Genomic DNA, 20,395 nt, shown 5'->3' on the forward strand with positions numbered 1-20,395 from the left:
CCCCCGCCTTCTGTCAGATGGCCCCGTGATCAAGGTCCGCGTGACCCGTGGTCAATACCTCGACCTGAGGGCCAAAGCCCAAGCGGCGGGGATGTCGATGGCCGAGTTGTTGCGGGACCATGGCGACCAACTCGCCGTGGTCAACCGCACCGACTGGCGTCTCCGGACCTACCAGCTTGGCCGAATCGGCACCAACCTCAACCAACTTGCCCATTGGGCCAACGTCCATAAATCCGCCGCCGAAGCCCGGCAGGTGATCGTCGCTCTGTTGCGCCTGGAGCGGGCGCTCCGCAGCGAATATGGCCTCGACCAGGGGGAGCCATCATCATGATGGTGATGTGGTCGAACCATACCGGAGCAAAAGATCCCGAAGGCATCATGGTCACCGATTACATGGCTGCCCCGACTGTCTGGAAGCCCCGCCCAGAAGGTGGGCGGGAGCGGGTTCAGCGTATCCCGCCGCCGGAGGTGCTGAAGGGTGACGAGGTTCTGATGCGCCAAGCTATCCGGGCCGTTCCTTTTCAATGCCGGTATTCATCGGGTGTCTTGTCGTTTGAGCAGGGTGACGTCGATGTGACGGCCTTCAATGCCGGCGATGACGAGCTGCGGCGCCAAGTGGCGGAGGTCATCCGAGAGTTCGAGGCCACGGCCTATGCCGGCATTGCCGAGGAACATCGGCCGCCGACCTTCTGGACCACCCATACGCACACGGGCCGCCTCGAGCTGAATTATTGCATGCCGAGGGCAATCCTTGCTGGTGATGGCAAGCTTCGGTCGATCAATCCGCACCCACCAGGCCGTGAGAGCATCAAGCTGTTTGATGCCTTCCGGGATGTCTTCAATGCACGCTATGGCTGGGCCGATCCAGAAGACCCAGCCCGGGCGCGGCTGACCAAGACTCCGAACTGGGTGCAAAAGGTGGCAGCCGAAGCCGCAAGGCTGGGAAAGGAAGGCAAAAAGCCTCTCGTCGAGAAGATTGGGGAATGGGTCGAGGACGGATTTGCTGCCGGCGAGATCAGCCGCCGAGAAGACCTGATCGCCCAGTTGAAGGCGGGTGGCATTGCCGTGACCCGAGCCGGCAGGGATTACATCACCTTGGTGAATGACGCGGGCATCAAGGTCCGTCTTCGCGGCCGGCTGTTTTCGGAAGCCTTCACGTCGCCAGAGGCCATCGCACCAACGTCTCCTGTCGAAGCTCCACCACGATTGTTTCTCCCCGCGTGCGAGGAACGCCTGGCGGAACTCCGTGAGCGACGTGCGCGGTTTCATCGCCTGCGTTATGGCGGTCCGGAATGGGAGCCGCCAGAAGCCACGACCGGGCCGGAGACGCCGCCGCCATTAGAGCATCTGATCGATCAGGATGCGCCGCCGTCGCTCCATGCAAAGTCACTTGGCCATCGGCCGCCGGCAGCATGGCCCAAGGCGAAGCCATTCCGACCAGTCGGCCAGGGCGAAATCGAGCCGGATGAGCCGCGCGATGTTGCTCGACGCCGATACAAGGCCAAGCTGTTCGTTCTGATCTTCGGCGCTACGCTGCCAGATGACTTGCTGATGGCACTGCGCTGGATCGACCGCGATAGCCGCACGGTCCGTCTTGCCGATGGATCAGCGGTCACGGATCACGGCGACCGGATCGCTGCCACACATGCCAGCGAGCTGACCATCCGACTGATGATCGCCGAAGCCCAGGCCAAAGGCTGGGAGCGGATTAGGATCAACGGCACGCCTGAATTCCAGCGCCTGGCCGTGGCCATGGCGGTTCGCGCGGGCCTGGACGTTGGGAATCCAGACTTGCAGAGCCAAGTCGAACGGGAGCGATCAATCATGAAGGAGAGCGATGATGGCAGGCCTGACCCCGATGGAGCGCGAATTGCTTCGGTCACTGGAGCAGATCGAGGCCCAGGCGCAGCGGCGCGAAGAGGGGATGATCGAGCAGATCGCCAGTTTGACCTTGCACTTCGAGCAAATGACCACGCGGTTGGACGGCTTGACCAAAGCATGCGACGGCTTGGCGCGGCTGCTCGTCCAGGAGTGACGCGCGTCCTTCGTCAACGCCAAGATCAGGCTCAGGAGGTTGAGCGGTTCAAAGCGGAGATCGATTTATGCGCCGTGGCGGCCACCCTCGGCTTTGCTGAAGACCGGAAGGCTGGGGATCGGAATCATCGTGTCATGCGCCACGCGGATGGCACCAAGTTGATTATCGGCGCCTCCAAGGCAGGGCATTGGGTTTACTCATCGAATTGCGGGCAGGCCGGAACCGTCGTCGATCTCCTTGGTTGGCGTGTGGGGGGGGAATCTGGGCGAAATCCGGAAGCAACTGCGGCCATGGATTGGCGAGGCGGCAGAGAGGCCGAAGGTCGATATCCAGTTTTACGCGCCTCAGCCGAAGCCGGCGCCGGCACCGGCGGACGCCATGAAGGCCGTCGCAGATTGGGAGAGCGCCAACATCACCATGCGCAGCATCTTCCTGGAGCGGAGCCGTGGTCTCGACCCCGCCACTCTGGCCAGCAATCGCTTCGCCGGAACCTTCCGCGTGGATGAGCGACAGAACGCTGTCTTTCCTTATCGGGACGGCTCTGGGGCGATTATCGGCACCGAGCGCAGGAACCGGCCGCCCCAGAGATCAAAGGACTCATTCAAGCACTATTCCGGGGCGGTCGGCATTTGGATGTCCAATGCCTCATCGGTCGATACCAGGCTGGTGTTCACGGAATCGCCAATCGACGCGATGAGCCACTGGGAAATGCTGTCCCCACAGGACCAGGCTGCCACCCGCTACGCGGTCATTCGCAGTGGTTCCCGTGACGAAGACCTGGAGGCCATCATCGGAGCGATGCCTGACGGTGCAGTGATTGTCTCGGCGTGCGATCCAAACGAAGCCGGGGACGCGTAACGTTCCATAGCCCGGAGACGGGTTTCTGCGTCCTGCGCATCAAGGCCAGAGGACAGCGCGACTTGGTGACGTTGACTGGATCCGCCGCCACGGTGCAACCCGGTGAATATGTTCACGCCAGCGGCCGCTGGGACAACCACCGGGATCATGGCCTGCAATTCAAGGCCACCTTCCTCAAGGTGACGCCCCCGACTTCCCTGGACGGGATCGAGCGGTATCTCGGGTCGGGGATGATCAAGGGCATTGGCCCGGTCTACGGCAAGAAGCTGGTGAAGGCATTCGGCGATGCAGTGTTCGATGTCATCGAGCAGTCACCGGATAAATTGCGTGAGGTCGATGGCATCGGCCCGGTCAGGGCAAAGCGCATCGTCGCAGGGTGGGCCGAGCAGAAGGCCATTCGCGAGATCATGCTGTTCCTGCAGTCCAACGGCGTCAGCACGGCACGGGCGGTTCGCATCTATAAAACCTACGGAAGTGAGGCTGTCCCACTGGTCAGCGAGAATCCGTACCGTCTTGCTCGCGACATCCGGGGCATCGGATTCAGAACCGCCGACCTGATCGCCGAGAAACTGGGCATCGAGAAGACCTCCATGATCCGCGCCAGAGCGGGACTGTCCTATGCCCTGATGGAGGCCGTCGGGAATGGCCACTGTGCCCTGCCCGAAGATGATTTGCTGACCCTGGCAGAGCAACTGCTGGAGATACCCCAGCCCCTGCTGACCGAGGCGCTCGATCTTGAGCTTCGAGCGGGCAACATCACCAACGACACCATCGGCGACCGGCACTGCATCTTCCTGCCCAACCTCTGGCACGCAGAGCAGGCTATCGCCACCCGACTCAAGGCCCTGGCCATCGGGGCCCCGCCATGGCCGACCATCGATCCGGACAAGGCCATTCCTTGGGTTGAAGCCAAGCTGGGCGTGACCCTGGCCGACAGCCAGCGAGCCGCCGTCGGAGTGGCCCTGTCCTCGAAGGTGATGGTCATCACCGGCGGTCCCGGCGTCGGCAAGACCACCTTGGTGAATTCCATTCTCCGGATCCTGGCCGCCAAGGGAGGAGACGTTGCGTTGGCTGGCCCCACAGGCAGGGCGGCCAAGCGGCTGTCCGAGAGTACCGGCTTGGAGGCAAAGACCATCCACCGTCTTCTGGAGTTCGACCCGACCAGCGGGGGCTTCAAGCGGTCGGAGGAGATGCCCCTGGAATGCGACCTGCTGGTGATCGACGAGACGTCCATGGTCGATGTGCCGCTGATGGCGTCGCTGCTGAAGTCCGTACCCGGCCATGCGGCCATCATGATTGTCGGGGACGTGGACCAACTTCCCTCGGTCGGCCCTGGTCAGGTTCTTGCTGATATAATCAGTTCAGGCGTCGTATCCGTCGCCAAGTTGACTGAAATCTTCCGCCAAGCCGCCAGCAGCAAGATCATCATCAACGCTCATAAGGTCAACAAGGGGCAAATGCCGGAACTGGCTCCGCCGCAGGACGGGCTGACCGACTTCTATTTCGTTGATGCCGCAGAGCCTGAGGATGCTGTTCCCAAGATCATCGAGGTCGTAAGCAAGCGTGTTCCTCGCCGATTTGGGATGGATGCCATCCGGGATATCCAGGTTCTATGTCCCATGCAGCGGGGCGGTGTTGGCGCTCGTTCGCTCAACGTTGAACTTCAGAAAGCCCTAAATCCAGGGCAGCACGGTGAAGCGGCGGTAGAGCGGTTCGGCTACACCTATCGCGTCGGCGACAAGGTGATGCAAACGGAGAATGATTACGACAAGGAGGTCTTCAACGGCGATATCGGCTTCGTGATCTCCATCGATGTCGACGCCAACGAGATCGTCATCAACTTCGACGAGCGACAGGCCAGCTACAGCTTCGGGGAGTTGGATGAGGTGTCGCTGTGCTACGCCACCACCATCCACAAGTCCCAAGGGTCCGAGTACCCCTGCGTCGTCATCCCGATCATGACCCAGCATTACATGATGCTGGAGCGGAACCTGCTCTATACCGGGATCACCAGGGGCAAACGCCTAGTCATCCTTGTCGGACAGCGCAAGGCTGTCGGCATGGCCGTGCGGGGCGTCAAAGACAGAAAGCGCTGGTCGAAGCTGGGAGAGCGCCTTGCCGCCTTTGCCGCGGAGACCAGAGATTAATGTCGGCTCTCTCCCTCGTTCGGGATTGGGCGGAGAAGTTCGTCGATGGCATTGCAGATGTGCCGCCAGACCGCCCAGCCTTCCGTATCACCAGCCGCCATCAGATCATCGCAGCGCATGGCGGCGTGCACTGGCGCCTCGTCACCATGGCGCTCGATCAGCAGCTTTGCTGCCCGCCAGATATCGGGGTCAGAAACCGGCATGGGCGGAACTCACAGCAGCCATCTCACGATCCCCAGGATATTGATGGCGACGAACGTCACATTCAAGGCCACCAGCGATGGTTCACGCATCAGAAGGCCAGCGGCCGACCATGACAGCGACGACACCAGAAACAAGACGAATCCCCACCCACTTGAAGGGATATTGGCGGCGACAAGAAGCGCCCCCAGGATGCCAGCAGCCGTCCCCAGCCATTTCAAAACGCAGAGCATGCTCATCGTCCGGCATACCGTTCGGAATGCTCGGCATGAAATTGCCAGTTCCGGGTATATCGCTGCGCCTGGGCGGCGTCGGTGATTACCAACAGATTCTCGGCGTTCTTTTCCTGGGCGGCACGGCTGAAGTTGAAACTGCCGGTGATGACGCGTTCCCGGTCAATCACCATGATCTTGTTGTGCGCGATGGCGTGTTCGCGGTCGACCGTCACCGGCACTTTGGCGATGGCCAAGGTGTCGGCTGCAATCTGTCCCTTGTTTTCACATGCCGCCTTTTCAGCCCGGCAGAAATTCGATTTGTCGAGGATGGCCCTGACGTCGACGCCCCGCTTCTTAGCGGCAACCAGCGCCTTGACGATATCGGGATTGGTGAAGCTGTACGCCTGAACCAAGACTTCCCGCTTGGCAGCGGCGATTTGATCCACGATCACGCCGGTGCAATCCTCACCGGGGGTGAAGCATACGCGAATATCGCTGGCATAAGCTGTGCCGAACGCTAGGAAGAGGACAAGAAGGGGGGCAGTGAATATTTTCAACATGAGAGTCCCTGGATCAACTGCGAAGAAGGTCAGACAGCTTAGGACGCTGGCCTTCTGGAAATGGCAAGGGGCGGCATACGCTCATGGCCAGAAAGCCAATGCGTGCCATTCGCTGTCCAGCGATAATGCCCTCGCCAGCAGCGACCGTCACCTTTCCCAGAGCCTTCCCGACCATCTCGCCAGCCGCCGTCGTAAAAGCATCGCCCAAGACATCTGTGGCAGCAACCACGCCAACTTCGCGCATCAGACGGCGCATCAGGGCAATGGTTGTCAGCTTTCCTGGCCGATGTCCGTAGACGGATGCAATTCCGCGGATCAGAGACGCTGATCGAGCGAGAAAGACTGCAGAATCTGTGAGTGTGGTCGGACTCATGGCTACCAGCATGGCTGTATCGGCAGCGGCCCGCTTCACAAGCAGGGATGCCTGCTGATCCAGCGGCTCAAGCACCTGTCGATTGAACTGAGTGATCAGGCCAACTGCATCGCCACTCTTTGATGCCTCATGCCACTTTGCTGGATCGTTAGACGTCGCCAGCGCATCTGTGACGTCCTTCAACAATTTCAGCGTCTCACGTGGATCCTTGATCCTTGTGGCCCGAACACGAAGTTCATCAACATTTTGCAGGCGCCCCTGAGCAACCATCTCACGCCCGATCCAGACCAAGGCGCCCAACACGGTAGCGCCGACGAAGAGCCCGCCGGCTGCAGCTAACGCCCAATGCCGGTCAGCGAGATCGAGCAGCCATTCGCCAACCGAAAGGCCAGCCAATCCGACCAAGCCGAGGGCAAAAAGGCCTAGAGCGATCCCCACCTTACGCTGAGAGGGCGAGAGGACCTCCGTAACCGGTAGTGGTGTGGTTTCAATAACAATCCGCGACATCTCCTCCGCTTCTACGGTGAAAGCGTCGCGAGGCTGCAAGGAAGGGGCAAGTGGCTCGCATTCGGTAGGAATGGCGAACGGATCCGTCATTTCAGGATGTCCTTAAGGATGAAATCGATTGCCCGGTCCAGATTAATGTTGGGGATGCCGCCGAAGGCTCCTGCATCAAGTCTAGGTGGACTAAAAATTGGATAACGGATGGCAGTGCGCGACCAATAATCGGGACGCGGACGATCGCTGGGAATGACGCCAGGATAGATTTTCAGGCCCTTGTCGCTGTCGATGGGTTTTCCAACCACGACATCAACCTCACCAACATCCACCAACACCTTGTCATCCTTGGTGCACAATACGGATGCCAAGGCCATCGATTGCACGCGAGAACCGTCAGTGAGATCGCGTGAGATGCGGTCACCGATGATATTCTCAAGCAATCGTTCAAGAGCATGGCGCTGACTTTGCGGCACATGATCCGCTTTCGTGACAGCGAAGAGCACCCGATCGAACTTGCGGTGCTGCATGCGAAGCAACTTCCACCACCGAGATCTTCCCAACCCCAGCGCATCAAGGGCCGTACCAATGGCCTCGCAGGCATCGTCAAAAACAACCTGGCCACCGTTGAGGGCGGTCAGCAAATCGACGAGAACGACCTGCTGATTGCATCGGTCGAAGGTTTCACGAAGGAAGCCGGTAACAATCTTGTCGCAGTAAGCCTTGTAGCGCTGCGCGAGGGTGGCCCATAACGTGTCCTTACCGGATTTGTCAGCCTCAGGCGGGGGCTCCATTGGAAAGAACCACAGGAGTGGCTTGTCGCCTCCGCCGTCGGGCATGATGAACCGCCCAGGCTGCAGAAATGACAAGCCGAGCTCATCGCGCATCTTGAACAATGCGTCCTTGTAAAGCTCATGGCCTCGCCGGGAGATCAGGTCAATGTCGGCTCGACTGTTGCCGTTGGCGGTTGACAGGAAGCCCAGGAAATCGGTGGCGACGATTGAAATTGCCCCGGTCCGCAACCGCGATAGCGTTTGGCGCGACCATTCCTCGAAACTCAGGTGGAGCAGTTGGACGTCATTCAGCCATTCCCCTGGGTAATCGATGATGCCTAGCGTCAGGATGCCGTCCTTGCCCAATGGGTTTGTAATGCTTCTCGCGCGCTTGTAGCGAATTTTCAGCTCGGTACGTGAGATCGAGTCTGTGGATTTCGGCCAGCGCGGCGGATCAGCCTGCAAATCCCGGAAGTATTTTTCAGTTTGAAATGGGGGCAAATCAGCGATACCTGCCGGTTCCTCTTTGACCCCGATGATCTCCGGGCGAAACCCTGGCAGCGCATCTGGGTTTCGGCTTCTGGCCAACAGGTTACGGATCAAAGATGCGACAAAGACCGTTTTTCCCGCTCGCCGCAACCCGGTAACCGCGATATCAGCACGGCGGCCCATGGCATGCTCCACGCTATCCACGATGCTCGTGATAGCATCCTTGCCATAGTTCTTATTCATCCAATTTCCCCAAAGCGTCGTTTGCCCTGAGGACTCGTCTCATGATCGGCTTCGACGAAGATCTCGACGATTTCCTCGCTGGAATGGATCTCGACACGAACGGGGGCATCCCCAAAATCCACCTCGTGGCGGCATCTGTTACTTCCCCGGATGATTGCGCTTGGCACCATGACCCTCCTGAAATTTCGGCTGGCTTAAAACTGCTTCGCCGCCCAGATGACGCGACCGATGATGTTGACCTCGTCGGCGGTACGCTCGTAGGTCTGGTACTCCGGGTTGATTGACCGGATGACCACTGTCGGTGGATCTGAGTGAGGGATGTGCTCGATCCGCTTGGTCACCAACCCCATACCGTCCCAGATAACAAAGATTCCCGGCGGCACCGGCACCTTCTGACTGGTGTCGATGAGGATGCGATCCCCACTGGACAGGAGCGGTTCCATGGAATCGCCGGTGATGGTGATCATGCGAAGGTCACTTGGCTGAGCGCGAAATTCATAGCGAACCACCGCATCGGGAAATAACCAGGTCGCCTTGGTTTCTTCCAAGCCGTCATGCACGGCGCCGTACCCTGCTGAAGCACGAACATCAATCTCGGAAACCGGCAGGAACCCATCCGGGAGAGCCAGACCCACATCGTCCCGCTGGTTCGGTGATCGTGGCTTGCGCGTCGGGATCTGCGAGTGACGTAGTTCGTCCTCTTCGACGGCCAAATGTTCCGCCAGCGCTTGGCGGACGTCCTCAGCCAGGATTTTCGGCGTTCCCCGAAACACGAACTGGTGCAGATAGGCGGCATTGCGCCCGATTGCCAGCGAGAGATTTTTCAGATCGGTCTTCTGCTCTTGCACGAGCTGGAGAAGGCGGAGGCGGACAGGGTCGAGGTCCATGCTGGTATCCCATTGATTCGGCTATGTAGGAAATTAACAATCTTTTCCGTTTGACGCAAGAGGCGCATGCGGATTTTATATTTCCTATCATGAGCACATTAAGCGAACAGTTCCGCGCCACCGTCGAGGCTTTCCTCGCCAATAGCGGCTTCAAACCCACCGAGTTTGGGCGCCAAGCCGTTGGCGATCCATCGTTTGTGCTCGGCATGCGACGCGGCCGCTCACCGACATTGGCGACCGCCGACAAGGTGATGACCTTCATTCGGACGATCGAAACGACCGTCCCGCGAACGGCAGGGAATAGGAAGAATGACGACTGATCGTCCTATCTCACACATCAATCAGGTCCAGCTTTCCCGCCGGTGGGGCTTGAGCCCCCGCACGCTGGAGAAGTGGCGCTGGCGCGGCAAAGGCCCCCGCTTTCTGAAGCTGGAGGGCAAGGTGGTCTATCGCTTGGACGATGTGGTCGCCTACGAGGCCGATCATATGCGCGAGCGGACCGGCGAAACGCGGGTCGCATCATGACGCCCCTTACCCTGCCCGTTTTGAGCGAACGCAGCTTTCTTGCCTGGATTAATCAAGCCCAGCCTGGAGACCGCATCTCGTATCACGAGGGGCTCCTGGCCGTTGATCGGGCACCTGGTCCATCGGCTTTGCACGGATCCGCTCGTTCCGAACTCGACCGTATCGCCGACCACGCCATGGCGCAGGCCAAAGACGGTTGCCTGCTGCTCGTGCAGCGCCGCATCGCCGAAGACCGCATCGCCTACATCGCCATCAAGGCGAGCGGCGACAAGCCCCGGAGGAACTGATTATGACCATCCCCAATCGTCCCAGCCTCGCCGACATGATCCACCTGCCGCTGGGTGAGGCCGCCAGCCTGCCAGCGGACATTCTGGCCCTGCTGCAGGAAGAGGCCGAGCAGACCGTGCGTCTCGCCAAGATGCAGAAGGACTGGCTCGACGGCGTGCTGACCCGCCGCTACGCAAACCTCGCCACCGAACTGCGCAGCCGTGAGGGCAAGGATACCGGCACGGTGCGGTTCGATGACGGCGACATCACCGTGGTGGTTGATCTGCCCAAGAAGGTGGAGTGGGACCAGTCGATGCTGACCGCCATCGTCGAGCGCATCCGCGCCAGCGGCGATGATCCGAGCGAATACATCGAGACCGCCTTCAAGGTGCCGGAGCGCAAATACGGCGCTTGGCCCGCCCACATCCGTACCGCCTTCGAGGCGGCCCGCACGGTCAAGACCGGCAAGCCGACCTTCACGCTGAAGCCCAACACCCCCTGAGACAGCGGCGGGGCTGCCCGTTCCGCAAGGGCGGGCCGGCATCCCTTCGGCGCCCGGTCAACGCCCCGCCGCCCCCGACATCAAGGAGACATGATCCCATGGCCGTTCGCATCATCACCGCCGACGAGCGCCTGTCGTCCGCCGGCAACAAGACCTCGGTGGCCATTTTCGGCCCACCTGGAGTCGGCAAAACCTCGCTGCTGAAGACCCTGCCGCCCGCCCACACCGTCTGCCTCGACTTGGAGGCGGGCATGAAGTCGGTCCAGGACTGGTCCGGCGCCAGCATCCCGGTGCGCAGCTTCGGCGACTTCCGGGACTTGGTGGTGCTGATCGGTGGCCCCGATCCGGCGGCCGATCCCAACGCCTATTACAGCGCCCAGCATCACCAGCATGTGCGTTCACTCTATGCCGGATCGGGCGTCGAGGAATTCCTCGCCTCCATGCCGGTGATCTTCGTCGATTCCATCACCGACCTCACTCGCCAGGCCATGGCCTTCGCCAAGCAGCAGCCGGAAGCCTTTTCCGACCGCACCGGCAAGCCCGATATCCGTGGCGCCTATGGCCTGCTGGGGCGCGAGGTAATCCAGGCGCTGAAGCACCTGCAGCACGCGCCGGGCAAGACGGTGATCTTCGTTGGTGTGCTGGAGAAGGTCACCGATGAGTTCAACGCCACCACTTGGCAGCCGCAGATGGAGGGATCGAAGGCGGGGCGCGAACTGCCCGGCATCGTCGATCAGGTCATCTCCATGCACCTGTTTTCCCACGACGCCGACGGCAACTGGGAACTGAACGAGAAGGCCGCCGAGCGCCGCCTCGTTTGCCGCTCGGGCAATCCCTATGGCCTGCCCGCCAAGGATCGCTCCGGTCGACTCGATGTGACCGAACCGCCGGACCTCGGCGCCTTGCTGTCCAAGATCAACCGTATCCCCGTCTGATTGAAAGGAACACATCACCATGTCCTACGATTTCAACGACGCCCAGGCCCAGCGGATGCCCGCGGGTGAACTGATCCCGGACGGCACCTTCGCCAAGGTCCGCATGACCATCCGCCCCGGTGGGGTCAATGGCTCGGTGCCGATGGATGCCGGGCTGCTGAAAGCCGCCGCCGAGAGCGACGCCAAGATGCTGGACTGCGAATTCACCGTGGTCGAGGGGCCGTGCGTGCGCCGCAAGTTCTGGCAGAACTTCACCGTGGCCGGCGGCAAGCTGGACGACAAGGGCCAGTCCATCGCCTGGAATATCTCCAAGGCATCGTTCCGCGCCATGGTCGATTCGGCCCTTGGCCTCGACCCCAAGGATATGAGCGATGCCGCCAAGGCCAAGCGGGTCTTGCTGGGGTTGAAGCAGTTGGACGGGATCACCTTTGTCGCCCGCATCATGGTCGAGCCGGCCAGTGATCCGGACAAGTATCACGACCAGAATCGGCTGGCCAATGTGGTGCTACCTGGGGACCAGCAATACGCCCCGATCATGAAGGGCGAAACGGTGGAACCGGAACCCATCAACGCCAAGCCGCGCAAGCCGACCAAGACCGCCGCCGGAGGCAATTCCCCTGCCTGGGCCACCGAGGCAGCCCCGGCCCAGGGGCCCCAACAGCAGGGGGGAGCGGCGTGGTCTCAGCAGCCCCCGGCAGCGGCCCCGCCGCAGGCTTCACCGCAGCCGGCGGCCAACGGCCCGGCTTGGCTCAATGGCTGAGGGAGATGCCGCTCGTCCTCGGGCGGGCGGCCCCACCATGACCGATGATGAATGGCAGGCGCATACGACGCGCCAAGCGGCGAAGGCGATCGGCGAATGGCTCGAAGCCCGAGGAAAACTGCACCAGCCCATAAGGGCGCTGGCCATGTGGGAGTTGGAGGCCATGGCGTCCAACGCCATAGGCAGCTTCATCGTGCTGGCCTCGCAACGGATCAAGGCGGAGCCCGATCAGCACCCGGAGCTGACCCTGCTCTTGCTGGGCTGAGTCTTTGCGCCATCTGCGGTCGCGAGGCCAAGGGCTTTGGCTATGTCCATCGCCTGCGCCACGACCTTTACCCATTTCATCGCTTCTGCTCGGCCACCTGCCAAAAGGCCGGTGCCGAGATCGCAGGGAGACAGAACGGCATGATCGACAAGACCGCCCGAGAAACCCAGGCCATCAAGGATGCCCGCCGTACCTTCGCCGAGGCACTGACGGCGCTGGCCCTGATGGAGCCGTTCTACCACCGCACCGCAGAGGATATCGACCGCCTGATCGAAGCCGCTGTCACCGGCTACGTCGAGTCCATGCAGCGACAGGCTGGTGTGAAGGAACGCTCAGGCACCCCGTTCGACGACGAAATCCCATTTTAGGGGGCAGATCATGCTCGACCTGAATCATGGATCCGGCTTCCAGTACCAAAAGCCCGACCGCGATCCCGGCATTACCGTGGCGGTCAACGCCGCCATCGATGCCGCCTTGGTGGTCCGCAACCGCTCTCAGGTTGCTCGTCAGTACGTCAGCACGTCTGGCATCGGCCGCGAATGCCTGCGCCAGATCCAGTACGACTATCTCGCCATCCCGAAGGACTACGGCCGGGATTTCGAGCCAAAGACGCTTCGTATCTTCGAGGCCGGTCATCGGGGCGAGGACGTGGTAGCGGCTTGGCTGCGGGCCGCCGGGTTCGATCTGCGCACCGAGCGCCGCGACGGGCGACAGTTCGGCTTCTCGGTGCTGAACGGCCGCTTCAAGGGCCATATCGACGGCTGCCTGATCGGCGGGCCGGTGGCCATGGCCTATCCCGCCCTGTGGGAGAACAAGGCGCTGGGCGTTTCTTCCTGGAAAGACGTGGTGAAACGCGGCGTGGTGCTGTCGAAGCCGGTCTATGCCGCCCAGCTTGCCCTCTATCAGGCCTATATGGATCTGCCGACCCCGGCACTGTTCACCGCGCTCAACCGGGATACCTGGGAAATCCACTGCGAACTGGTACCGTTTGACGCCGCCCTGGCCCAGACCATGAGCGACCGTGCCCTCCAGGTGGTCCAGGCCAGCGACGCCCAGGAGATGCTGCCCCGTGCGAGTGCCGAACGGACCTCGGTGGTTTGCCGTGGCGGCAAGACGGCCGGCGGCTGGCACGGGGCCTGTTCCTGGCAGGACCGTTGCTGGGGAGGGACGAGATGACCCGCCGTCTTCCATTTTATGGTGACCATGTGATCGAGGGTGAATTGTGGCGTCCGGTGCCCGGCCATTCTTCATACGAGATCAGCGACCACGGTCGCGTCCGCCGTTGTGTTACTGTACGAGGTCGACGCGCCGGTTCATTGCTGCGCCCAGGTCAATCTTACAGTGGCCATCTCTACGTCATCATCACCCCCGACGTTGGAAAACCCAGGAAACAGTGGGTGCATCGCTTGGTCGCGGCGGCCTTCATTGGCCCCCCTCCTTTCGATGGTGCGTATGTGCTCCATGGCGATGACGTACCCACGAATAATGTGCCTTCCAATCTGCAGTGGGGAGATCATCGCCAGAATGTCGCCGATGCCAAACTCAATCGAAAGACTCCCGGCGAGGTCAGCCAAGTCGGAGCACAGAGAGGCGAAAATAATCCAGCAGCCGTCCTTAATGCCGCCAATGTCATCCAGATCAAACGATACTTGGCGCTCGGGCTTTGCGGCTCATGCATTGCCCGGCTCTATGGTGTAAAGAAAGAAACCATCTATGCCATCGCAAAAGGCCGTATTTGGGCACATGTCCAACTCGTGCCTGCCGAGCCGCTCCTCATCGACTTGAACGACGTTGAGCCGCTGATCAACTGCCGTTTTAACGAGGACATGATCGCAAACGATCGCCACTCCGACCGAGAGTTGGAGGTGGCCCATGGCTGACGTGACGCCCTCCGATATCCAAATTCGGGCGATAGCGGAAATCAAAGATTGGTTCAAACACCGGAGCAGTCAGCAGCAGGTTTTTCGTGTTTGGGGATGGGCTGGGGTCGGCAAGTCCACCGTGCTGAAATTCGCCCTCGACGATCTGGGCCTCAGCCCCCATGCCGAGGATCGTCCCGGTGTGGTCACCGCCACCTTCACCGGCAAGGCCGCTCTGGTGCTGCGGCGCAAGGGAACTCCGGCGCGGACCATCCACAGCCTGATCTACAGCGTCATCGAGGCGACAGAAGAAGAGGTCGAGGAAGCCCAGAAGCGCATCGCCGAGGCCGAGATCAAGGCCCGCACTCTCGGCGGGTTCGAGCGGACCACGGCGGAAGCGGCCATCGAAGCCATGCGACAAGCGGTGCGCGACATGAAGAAGCCACGATTCTCCCTCAACCCCGCCAGCGCGGCCGCCGAGGCCAAACTGATCGTGTTGGACGAGGTGTCCATGGTCGGCGAGGAGATGGCCCGCGACCTGATGAGCTTCGGTCGCCCCATCCTGGTGCTGGGCGATCCCGGCCAGTTGCCGCCGATCAAGGGCGAAGGCGCCTTCACCAAGGACGCCCCAGACGTCATGCTGACCGAGATCCACCGCCAAGCCGCCGAAAGCGCTATTATCCGGCTGGCAACGATGGCGCGTGAGGGCCGTCCCATCGGCTTCGGCCAGTACGACGACCATGCCTGGAAAATGCCCATGGCCGACGTCACCCCGCCGCAGGCATTGCGCGGCGGACAGGTCATCTGCGGCCGTAACGCCACCCGGTTCCAGTTGAACAACGCGCTCCGCCGCGCCGCCGGGTTCGGTGGATCGTACCTGCCCACCGGCCCCGACGAGAAAATCATCTGCCTTAAGAACCAGAACGATCTCGGCCTGATCAACGGCATGTTCGTGTCGCTCTCCGACATCGTCGACGAGGGCAGCCTGTATTTCTCGGCGGTGGGCATCGACGAGGACGGCAAGCCGGTCGGGCATCCGGGGACCAACGGCAAGCCCGGCCGTCTCCTTATCTATAAGGGCCACTTCGAGGACCATGTCGCTCTCGATGCCCATCGCCACGACCGCGATTGGAAGAATAAGCGCATGCTGACCGAGGCCACCTTCGGCTGGGCCATCACCTGTCACAAGGCCCAGGGATCCAGTTGGGAGAACGTCGTCGTCTGGGACGACGGTCTGGGCCGCACCGAGCAGGATCGCCGCCGCTGGCTGTACACCGCCATTACTCGTGCAGAAAGGGGGCTGGTGATACTCGCATGATCGACCTCAACGACGTCTGGCAACCGCCTGCCCGTTTTGACCTGCCCGAAATTCGTGGTCGCCTGGCCGCCACGGCACCGGACTGGCTGCCCGGCCTGTTTCCCCAAGGTCGGCTGTCCCCGGATCGCCGGACGTTGCGCTGTGCCGATCTGTCGGGGCGTTCGCCACGCAAGGAGGGCTCGTGCATTATCCATCTTGGTGGCCACCATGCAGGTTGGGGCTTCGACCATGCCACCGGCGAGAGCGCTGGGCCCATCGACCTGATCCACCACGCCACCGGTCTCGCCGACCGCGATCTGTTCGAGGAAGCCGCCCGGCTGGCGCGGATGGATCTGCCCGCCCCACAGCGAGCCATGACGCCCAAGCCGACACATGACCTGGAAATCGCCCGCATCCTCGGCGGTGTCCAACCGCTGGTCGGCACCATCGGCGAGACCTATCTGAAGGGGCGTGGCATCGGCGATCCGCGGTCGCCCGATCTGCTGTACCACGACGACCTTCCCGACTTCGATGGACGGCGCGGCTGGCCGGGGCTGGTGGGGATCGTCCGTGACGGTGCCGGCAACCCCGTCGGCGGCATCCACCGCACCTTCCTGCTCGACGACGGCAGCGGCAAGGCGCCACCGGGCAAGAAGATGTTGGGGGCAATCGACAGCGGCAGCGTGCGCCTCGCCCCCATACCCGCCGATGGCCACCTCGGAATCGCCGAGGGCATCGAGACCGCCCTGTCGGCCTGGGCCATCTTCGGCATCCCCACCTGGGCGGCACTGTCGGCGGGAGGTCTGCGTCAGTGGCAATGGCCCGAGGGCACCCGCCGCGTCACCATCTTCGCCGATGCCGGTGACGCCGGTCAGCAGGCTGCCGCCGCCCTGGCCGACCGTCTCAATCTGGCCGATATCCCGTCCACCATCGTCTCTCCCCTGCACGGGGATGATTTCAACGACGACCTCGGGAAGGGCGCGGTGGCTGCACATTATAACAAGCTGCCGTCAATCGTGGAGCCGCAGATCCCCACCTGCTTCAATGATCTGCGGGCTGCCGCGCTGAAGCTGACCTTTCCGCCCGACATGGACGTATTCAGCCAGGTGCTGGGGCAGCTTGCCCGCGCCAAACTCGAACCTGCTCATGAACGCGAGGTGCTGGTGGCCATCAAGGCGACGGCCCGTATCCCGATCGCCACCACAGAGAAGCATCTTGCGACACTGCGCAGTGAATTGCGCCGCAGCGACAGCACGCAGTCCACCCGCCCGGCCTGGTTCGCTCAGATCCGCACCAGCCCCGACGGCACGCCCGAGCGCAACGAGGCCAACGTCATCACCGCCCTGTCGAATGACGAAGCCTTCTCCGGGGCACTGATCTTCGACGAATTCCGCCAAGAGATCGTCGTCAACCGACTGCTGCCCTGGGACGATCCACACAAGGCCACCATTCCCCGTCCGTGGTGCGAGGCCGACGACATCCGTTGCGCCGAATGGCTCCAGCGCCGCGACATCAACGTTTCCTCGCAAGTGGTGGCCCGCACCATCGGCGCCATCGCCCGCGATATCCGCATCCATCCAGTGCGGGAATACCTCTCCAACCTGAAATGGGATGGCGTGCCCCGTCTGGAAGCCTGGGCCATTACCTATCTCGGGGCCGCCGACACCCGTCTGTCCCGTGCTTTCGGCTCGCTGTGGGTGCTGTCGGCGGTGGCCCGCGTCATGGACCCTGGGGCCAAGGCCGATCAGGTGTTGATCCTCGAAGGCCCCCAGGGGGCTAAGAAGTCCACCGCACTGAGGACCCTGGCCAGAGCGGACTGGTTCACCGACGAGCTGGCCGAGATCGGCAGCAAGGATGCCGCCCAGCAAACGCGCGGCGTGTGGATCATCGAGATCGCAGAACTCGACGCCATCGGCCGCGCCGAAACCTCCAGGATCAAATCCTTCCTGTCCCGGTCGGTCGACCGATACCGGCCCCCCTATGAACGCTACGTCATCGACGTGCCGCGCCAGTGCGTATTCGCGGGCACCGTCAATCCCGACACCTACCTGCGCGATGAAACTGGCAACCGCCGCTTCTGGCCCGTCCGGTGCGGCAAGATCGGCATCGCCGCTCTCCGCCGCGACCGCGACCAGCTTTGGGCCGAGGCCATGGTCTGGTACGCCAACGGTGTCGAATGGTGGATCGAAGACGAAGAAACCAAGCGCATGGCCGAAGACGCACAGGAAGAACGGTACCAGGGCGACGCCTGGGACGGCCTGATCGACCGCTGGCTGGTCTACGACAAGGAGCGGGTCAACCAAGGCTATGGCGCCTACGACAATTGGCGTGACGTCGAGGTTGCCCGATCCGAACCGCTGACAGACCTGTCCATCGGCGAGGTTTTGCAGAATGCCATCGGCATCGAGCCGGCCAAATGGACGAAGAGCGACCAAATGCGCGTCGGTGCGTATCTCAAGACCCGTGGCTGGGAGCGATACCGGAATGGAACCAACCGGCGAGAGTGGAGATACCGCAAGGTGGAGCGGGCATAAACGGCCAGCCCTGTTATCGGCCAACTTGAATGACCAAGCCAGGCAGGCTATGTTCCTGTCATGTTCGCATTCCGCCCAGATATGCCGCTGCCTCCCGGCACCTGTCAGGCTTCGAGCCGTGGCTTCGCGCCATCCGAGGCCACGGCACCGATCTATTCCGCCCTGGTGGCTGCGGGCTTCCCGTCACCGGCCGACGACCACCTTGAGGGCAAACTCGATCTCCATGAGTTGATGGTCAAGCGCCCTGCCGCAACCTTCTTTTGTAAGGCCGATGGCGACAGCATGACCGGCGCTGGCATCCAGAGTGGCGACTTGCTGGTGGTCGACCGATCGGTCCAACCCCACGATGGCGATATCGTCGTGGCGACTCTGGATGGCGGTCTGACTGTGAAAACCTTGCGGAAGACCGAGGATGGCTGGGAGTTGGCATCGGCCAACCCCGATTACCCGAGCTTCCCCGTTGACCCGGATGACGGCGTCCAGATATGGGGCGTCGTCACCTTCGCTGTGTCTGCGCTGACCAAGCGGTGATGGGCCATGGCGGTCTACGCCCTGGTGGATTGCAACAACTTCTACGTCTCATGCGAGCGGGTGTTCAACCCGGCCCTTGAGGGCAAGCCGGTCATCGTTTTGTCCAACAACGACGGTTGTGCAGTTGCCCGGTCGGCCGAGGCGAAGGCCATCGGCGTGCCCATGGGCGAGCCGGCATTCAAGTTGCGCCACTTGGTCGAGAGCCACGGCTTGGTGATGCTGTCCTCCAACTATGCGCTCTACGGCGACATGTCCGAGCGGGTCATGTCGGTTCTGGCGACATTCGCCCCCGGCGCCGAGGTCTATTCCATCGACGAATGCTTCCTCGATCTCGCGGGCATGCCAGTGGACGATTTGACAGCGTGGTGTCAGCAGATCCGCGCCACCGTGCGACGCTGGACCGGTATTCCGGTGTCGGTCGGTATCGGCACCACCAAGACCATCGCCAAACTCGCCAACCGACTGGCCAAGAAGTCGCCCAAGACAAATGGTGCTCTCGATCTGGTCGGCCATCCCGAATGGGTGGCGGCTGCACTGAAGCGAACACCGGTAGCCGATGTCTGGGGAATCGGGCGCCAGTATGCCGGCCATTGTGGGGTCAAAGGAATCCGCACCGCCTTTGATCTCATCCAGGCCGAAGATGGCTGGATCCGAAAGACCATGGGTGCGGTTGGGCTGCGGACCACGATGGAGCTTCGTGGAACGGCAGTCCACACCCTGGACACCATGCCATCGGACAAACACACGACCTGCTGCTCTCGATCTTTTGGCGAAACCGTGTCCGAACGCGGTCACGTCAGAGATGCCGTCACGCTCTTTGCCAGCAGAGCGGCAGAAAAAATCAGGGCCGAGGGCTTGGTGGCGGGCGCGCTTCAGGTCTTCGCCTACACAGACCGATTCCGACCCGATCAACCGCAGTTCTCGCTGACCTCCATGGCCCGGTTGTCGCCGCCGACATCATCCACTCCACACATTATCCGAACCGCTCTGCGGGGGCTGGAATCGGCATGGCGGGATGGATACGAGTACAAGAAGGCCGGGGTCATTCTGCTGGATCTTGTCCGCCCCGAAGATGTTCCGCGCGATCTGTTCTCGCCACCGCCAGAAGCCGGGGTGAAGCCGAGGGCGTTGATGGCAGCGGTGGACGGCATCAACAGTCGGCTCGGTAGCGGTTCGGTCGGGTACGGCCTTGCGCCGAAGGATGCGCCGTGGCGGATGCATTGCGGAAATCGAACGCCGAGCTACACCACCAAGTGGGACGACCTCCCGGTGGCGAAGGCGTGATGGATGATCTTCAGAACGGGAGTGTCCGTCCTACCTCGTCCCACCTCTGTTTGAAGGTAGGACGCCTGAAAGCCGCAGAAACACTGGCTTCGTCCTACCGTCCTACCTGTCCTACCTTTTTCAAAATCCTTATGGGGGAAAAGAAAAATTTACCATATTAGCTGCGCTATAACTCACCACAACAACCATAGTGTTGTAAATTTTATTTTCCCTGGAGAGGGTTTCAGAAATAGGTAGGGAGGTAGGACGAACCCACTCACGAGAGGTGAATTAATCAATTATTCCAACTAGATATATCACGTCTCACCTCGTTTCCCAGGTGGGACGGGGTATGCAGGAGGTGGGACGGGCAAGGCC

Annotated in this window: 24 protein-coding genes; 18 read left to right on the forward strand and 6 right to left on the reverse strand. The window is 61.7% G+C overall.

Annotation, left to right across the window (positions count from 1 at the left end; translation table 11 throughout):
* Positions 1-25: 25 nt before the first annotated feature.
* From ACV4UZ_RS14875 to recD2, 4 genes are read left to right on the forward strand one after another with little or no spacing between them, the layout of a single operon-like run.
* A complete protein-coding gene (locus ACV4UZ_RS14875) occupies positions 26-331 on the forward strand; it encodes a MobC family plasmid mobilization relaxosome protein (RefSeq protein ID WP_491601578.1) in 306 nt (101 codons plus the stop codon).
* Entirely contained in the window at positions 328-2,541 is a 2,214-nt protein-coding gene (locus ACV4UZ_RS14880; protein WP_491601579.1) for an LPD7 domain-containing protein, read from the forward strand. The genes ACV4UZ_RS14875 and ACV4UZ_RS14880 overlap by 4 nt, the downstream gene beginning before the upstream one ends.
* The gene (locus tag ACV4UZ_RS14885) at positions 2,453-2,893 is read left to right on the forward strand and encodes a DUF3991 domain-containing protein (protein ID WP_491601580.1); all 441 of its coding nucleotides are present in this window, start codon (positions 2,453-2,455) and stop codon (positions 2,891-2,893) included. Before ACV4UZ_RS14880 ends, ACV4UZ_RS14885 begins: the two co-directional genes overlap by 89 nt.
* Complete coding sequence (recD2, locus tag ACV4UZ_RS14890; RefSeq protein WP_491601581.1) at positions 2,863-5,040, forward strand: SF1B family DNA helicase RecD2; 2,178 nt, start codon at positions 2,863-2,865, stop codon at positions 5,038-5,040. The genes ACV4UZ_RS14885 and recD2 overlap by 31 nt, the downstream gene beginning before the upstream one ends.
* Here recD2 and ACV4UZ_RS14895 read toward each other — a convergent pair.
* The 6 genes from ACV4UZ_RS14895 to ACV4UZ_RS14920 all read right to left on the reverse strand — a co-directional run bounded on the left by ACV4UZ_RS14895 (position 5,037) and on the right by ACV4UZ_RS14920 (position 9,279).
* Positions 5,037-5,243, reverse strand: coding sequence for a DUF6961 family protein (locus ACV4UZ_RS14895; RefSeq protein WP_491601582.1), 207 nt, complete (start codon positions 5,241-5,243; stop codon positions 5,037-5,039). The genes recD2 and ACV4UZ_RS14895 overlap by 4 nt on opposite strands.
* Positions 5,244-5,252: 9 nt before the next feature.
* Entirely contained in the window at positions 5,253-5,480 is a 228-nt protein-coding gene (locus ACV4UZ_RS14900; RefSeq protein WP_491601583.1) for a hypothetical protein, read from the reverse strand.
* Entirely contained in the window at positions 5,477-6,016 is a 540-nt protein-coding gene (locus ACV4UZ_RS14905; RefSeq protein WP_491601584.1) for a phospholipase D family nuclease, read from the reverse strand. The genes ACV4UZ_RS14900 and ACV4UZ_RS14905 overlap by 4 nt, the downstream gene beginning before the upstream one ends.
* Before the next feature lie 13 nt (positions 6,017-6,029).
* The gene (locus tag ACV4UZ_RS14910; RefSeq protein ID WP_491601585.1) at positions 6,030-6,986 is read right to left on the reverse strand and encodes a TIGR01620 family protein; all 957 of its coding nucleotides are present in this window, start codon (positions 6,984-6,986) and stop codon (positions 6,030-6,032) included.
* Complete coding sequence (locus tag ACV4UZ_RS14915) at positions 6,983-8,392, reverse strand: YcjX family GTP-binding protein (protein WP_491601586.1); 1,410 nt, start codon at positions 8,390-8,392, stop codon at positions 6,983-6,985. The genes ACV4UZ_RS14910 and ACV4UZ_RS14915 overlap by 4 nt, the downstream gene beginning before the upstream one ends.
* Positions 8,393-8,586: 194 nt before the next feature.
* Positions 8,587-9,279: a S24 family peptidase gene (locus tag ACV4UZ_RS14920; RefSeq protein ID WP_024078964.1), complete on the reverse strand. Its 693-nt coding sequence runs from the start codon at positions 9,277-9,279 to the stop codon at positions 8,587-8,589.
* 89 nt (positions 9,280-9,368) lie between these two features.
* Between ACV4UZ_RS14920 and ACV4UZ_RS14925 the strand changes: the two genes are divergently transcribed.
* The 14 genes from ACV4UZ_RS14925 (at position 9,369) to ACV4UZ_RS14990 (ending at position 20,038) form a co-directional block, all read left to right on the forward strand.
* Positions 9,369-9,599: a hypothetical protein gene (locus tag ACV4UZ_RS14925; RefSeq protein ID WP_491601587.1), complete on the forward strand. Its 231-nt coding sequence runs from the start codon at positions 9,369-9,371 to the stop codon at positions 9,597-9,599.
* Positions 9,589-9,804, forward strand: a complete 216-nt coding sequence (locus ACV4UZ_RS14930) for a helix-turn-helix transcriptional regulator (RefSeq protein WP_024078965.1) — start codon at positions 9,589-9,591, stop codon at positions 9,802-9,804. The genes ACV4UZ_RS14925 and ACV4UZ_RS14930 overlap by 11 nt, the downstream gene beginning before the upstream one ends.
* Complete coding sequence (locus ACV4UZ_RS14935) at positions 9,801-10,091, forward strand: hypothetical protein (RefSeq protein ID WP_491601588.1); 291 nt, start codon at positions 9,801-9,803, stop codon at positions 10,089-10,091. Before ACV4UZ_RS14930 ends, ACV4UZ_RS14935 begins: the two co-directional genes overlap by 4 nt.
* Positions 10,092-10,093: 2 nt before the next feature.
* Positions 10,094-10,573, forward strand: coding sequence for a hypothetical protein (locus ACV4UZ_RS14940; RefSeq protein WP_491601589.1), 480 nt, complete (start codon positions 10,094-10,096; stop codon positions 10,571-10,573).
* Between the two features lie 98 nt (positions 10,574-10,671).
* Positions 10,672-11,508, forward strand: a complete 837-nt coding sequence (locus ACV4UZ_RS14945) for an ATP-binding protein (RefSeq protein WP_491601590.1) — start codon at positions 10,672-10,674, stop codon at positions 11,506-11,508.
* Positions 11,509-11,527: 19 nt separating this feature from the next.
* Entirely contained in the window at positions 11,528-12,268 is a 741-nt protein-coding gene (locus tag ACV4UZ_RS14950; protein WP_491601591.1) for a hypothetical protein, read from the forward strand.
* Between the two features lie 37 nt (positions 12,269-12,305).
* Positions 12,306-12,533, forward strand: coding sequence for a hypothetical protein (locus tag ACV4UZ_RS14955; RefSeq protein WP_009870825.1), 228 nt, complete (start codon positions 12,306-12,308; stop codon positions 12,531-12,533).
* Positions 12,534-12,673: 140 nt separating this feature from the next.
* Positions 12,674-12,901: a DUF6511 domain-containing protein gene (locus ACV4UZ_RS14960; RefSeq protein ID WP_491601592.1), complete on the forward strand. Its 228-nt coding sequence runs from the start codon at positions 12,674-12,676 to the stop codon at positions 12,899-12,901.
* Between the two features lie 10 nt (positions 12,902-12,911).
* Positions 12,912-13,709, forward strand: a complete 798-nt coding sequence (locus ACV4UZ_RS14965; RefSeq protein WP_491601593.1) for a hypothetical protein — start codon at positions 12,912-12,914, stop codon at positions 13,707-13,709.
* The gene (locus tag ACV4UZ_RS14970) at positions 13,706-14,413 is read left to right on the forward strand and encodes an NUMOD4 motif-containing HNH endonuclease (RefSeq protein ID WP_491601594.1); all 708 of its coding nucleotides are present in this window, start codon (positions 13,706-13,708) and stop codon (positions 14,411-14,413) included. Before ACV4UZ_RS14965 ends, ACV4UZ_RS14970 begins: the two co-directional genes overlap by 4 nt.
* Entirely contained in the window at positions 14,406-15,710 is a 1,305-nt protein-coding gene (locus ACV4UZ_RS14975) for an ATP-dependent DNA helicase (protein ID WP_491601595.1), read from the forward strand. Before ACV4UZ_RS14970 ends, ACV4UZ_RS14975 begins: the two co-directional genes overlap by 8 nt.
* The gene (locus tag ACV4UZ_RS14980) at positions 15,707-18,223 is read left to right on the forward strand and encodes a VapE domain-containing protein (protein ID WP_491601596.1); all 2,517 of its coding nucleotides are present in this window, start codon (positions 15,707-15,709) and stop codon (positions 18,221-18,223) included. The genes ACV4UZ_RS14975 and ACV4UZ_RS14980 overlap by 4 nt, the downstream gene beginning before the upstream one ends.
* 60 nt (positions 18,224-18,283) lie before the next feature.
* Complete coding sequence (locus ACV4UZ_RS14985; RefSeq protein ID WP_491601597.1) at positions 18,284-18,754, forward strand: LexA family protein; 471 nt, start codon at positions 18,284-18,286, stop codon at positions 18,752-18,754.
* Positions 18,755-18,760: 6 nt separating this feature from the next.
* A complete protein-coding gene (locus ACV4UZ_RS14990) occupies positions 18,761-20,038 on the forward strand; it encodes a Y-family DNA polymerase (RefSeq protein WP_491601598.1) in 1,278 nt (425 codons plus the stop codon).
* Positions 20,039-20,395 lie beyond the last annotated feature (357 nt).

The organism is Paramagnetospirillum sp., assembly GCF_058402745.1.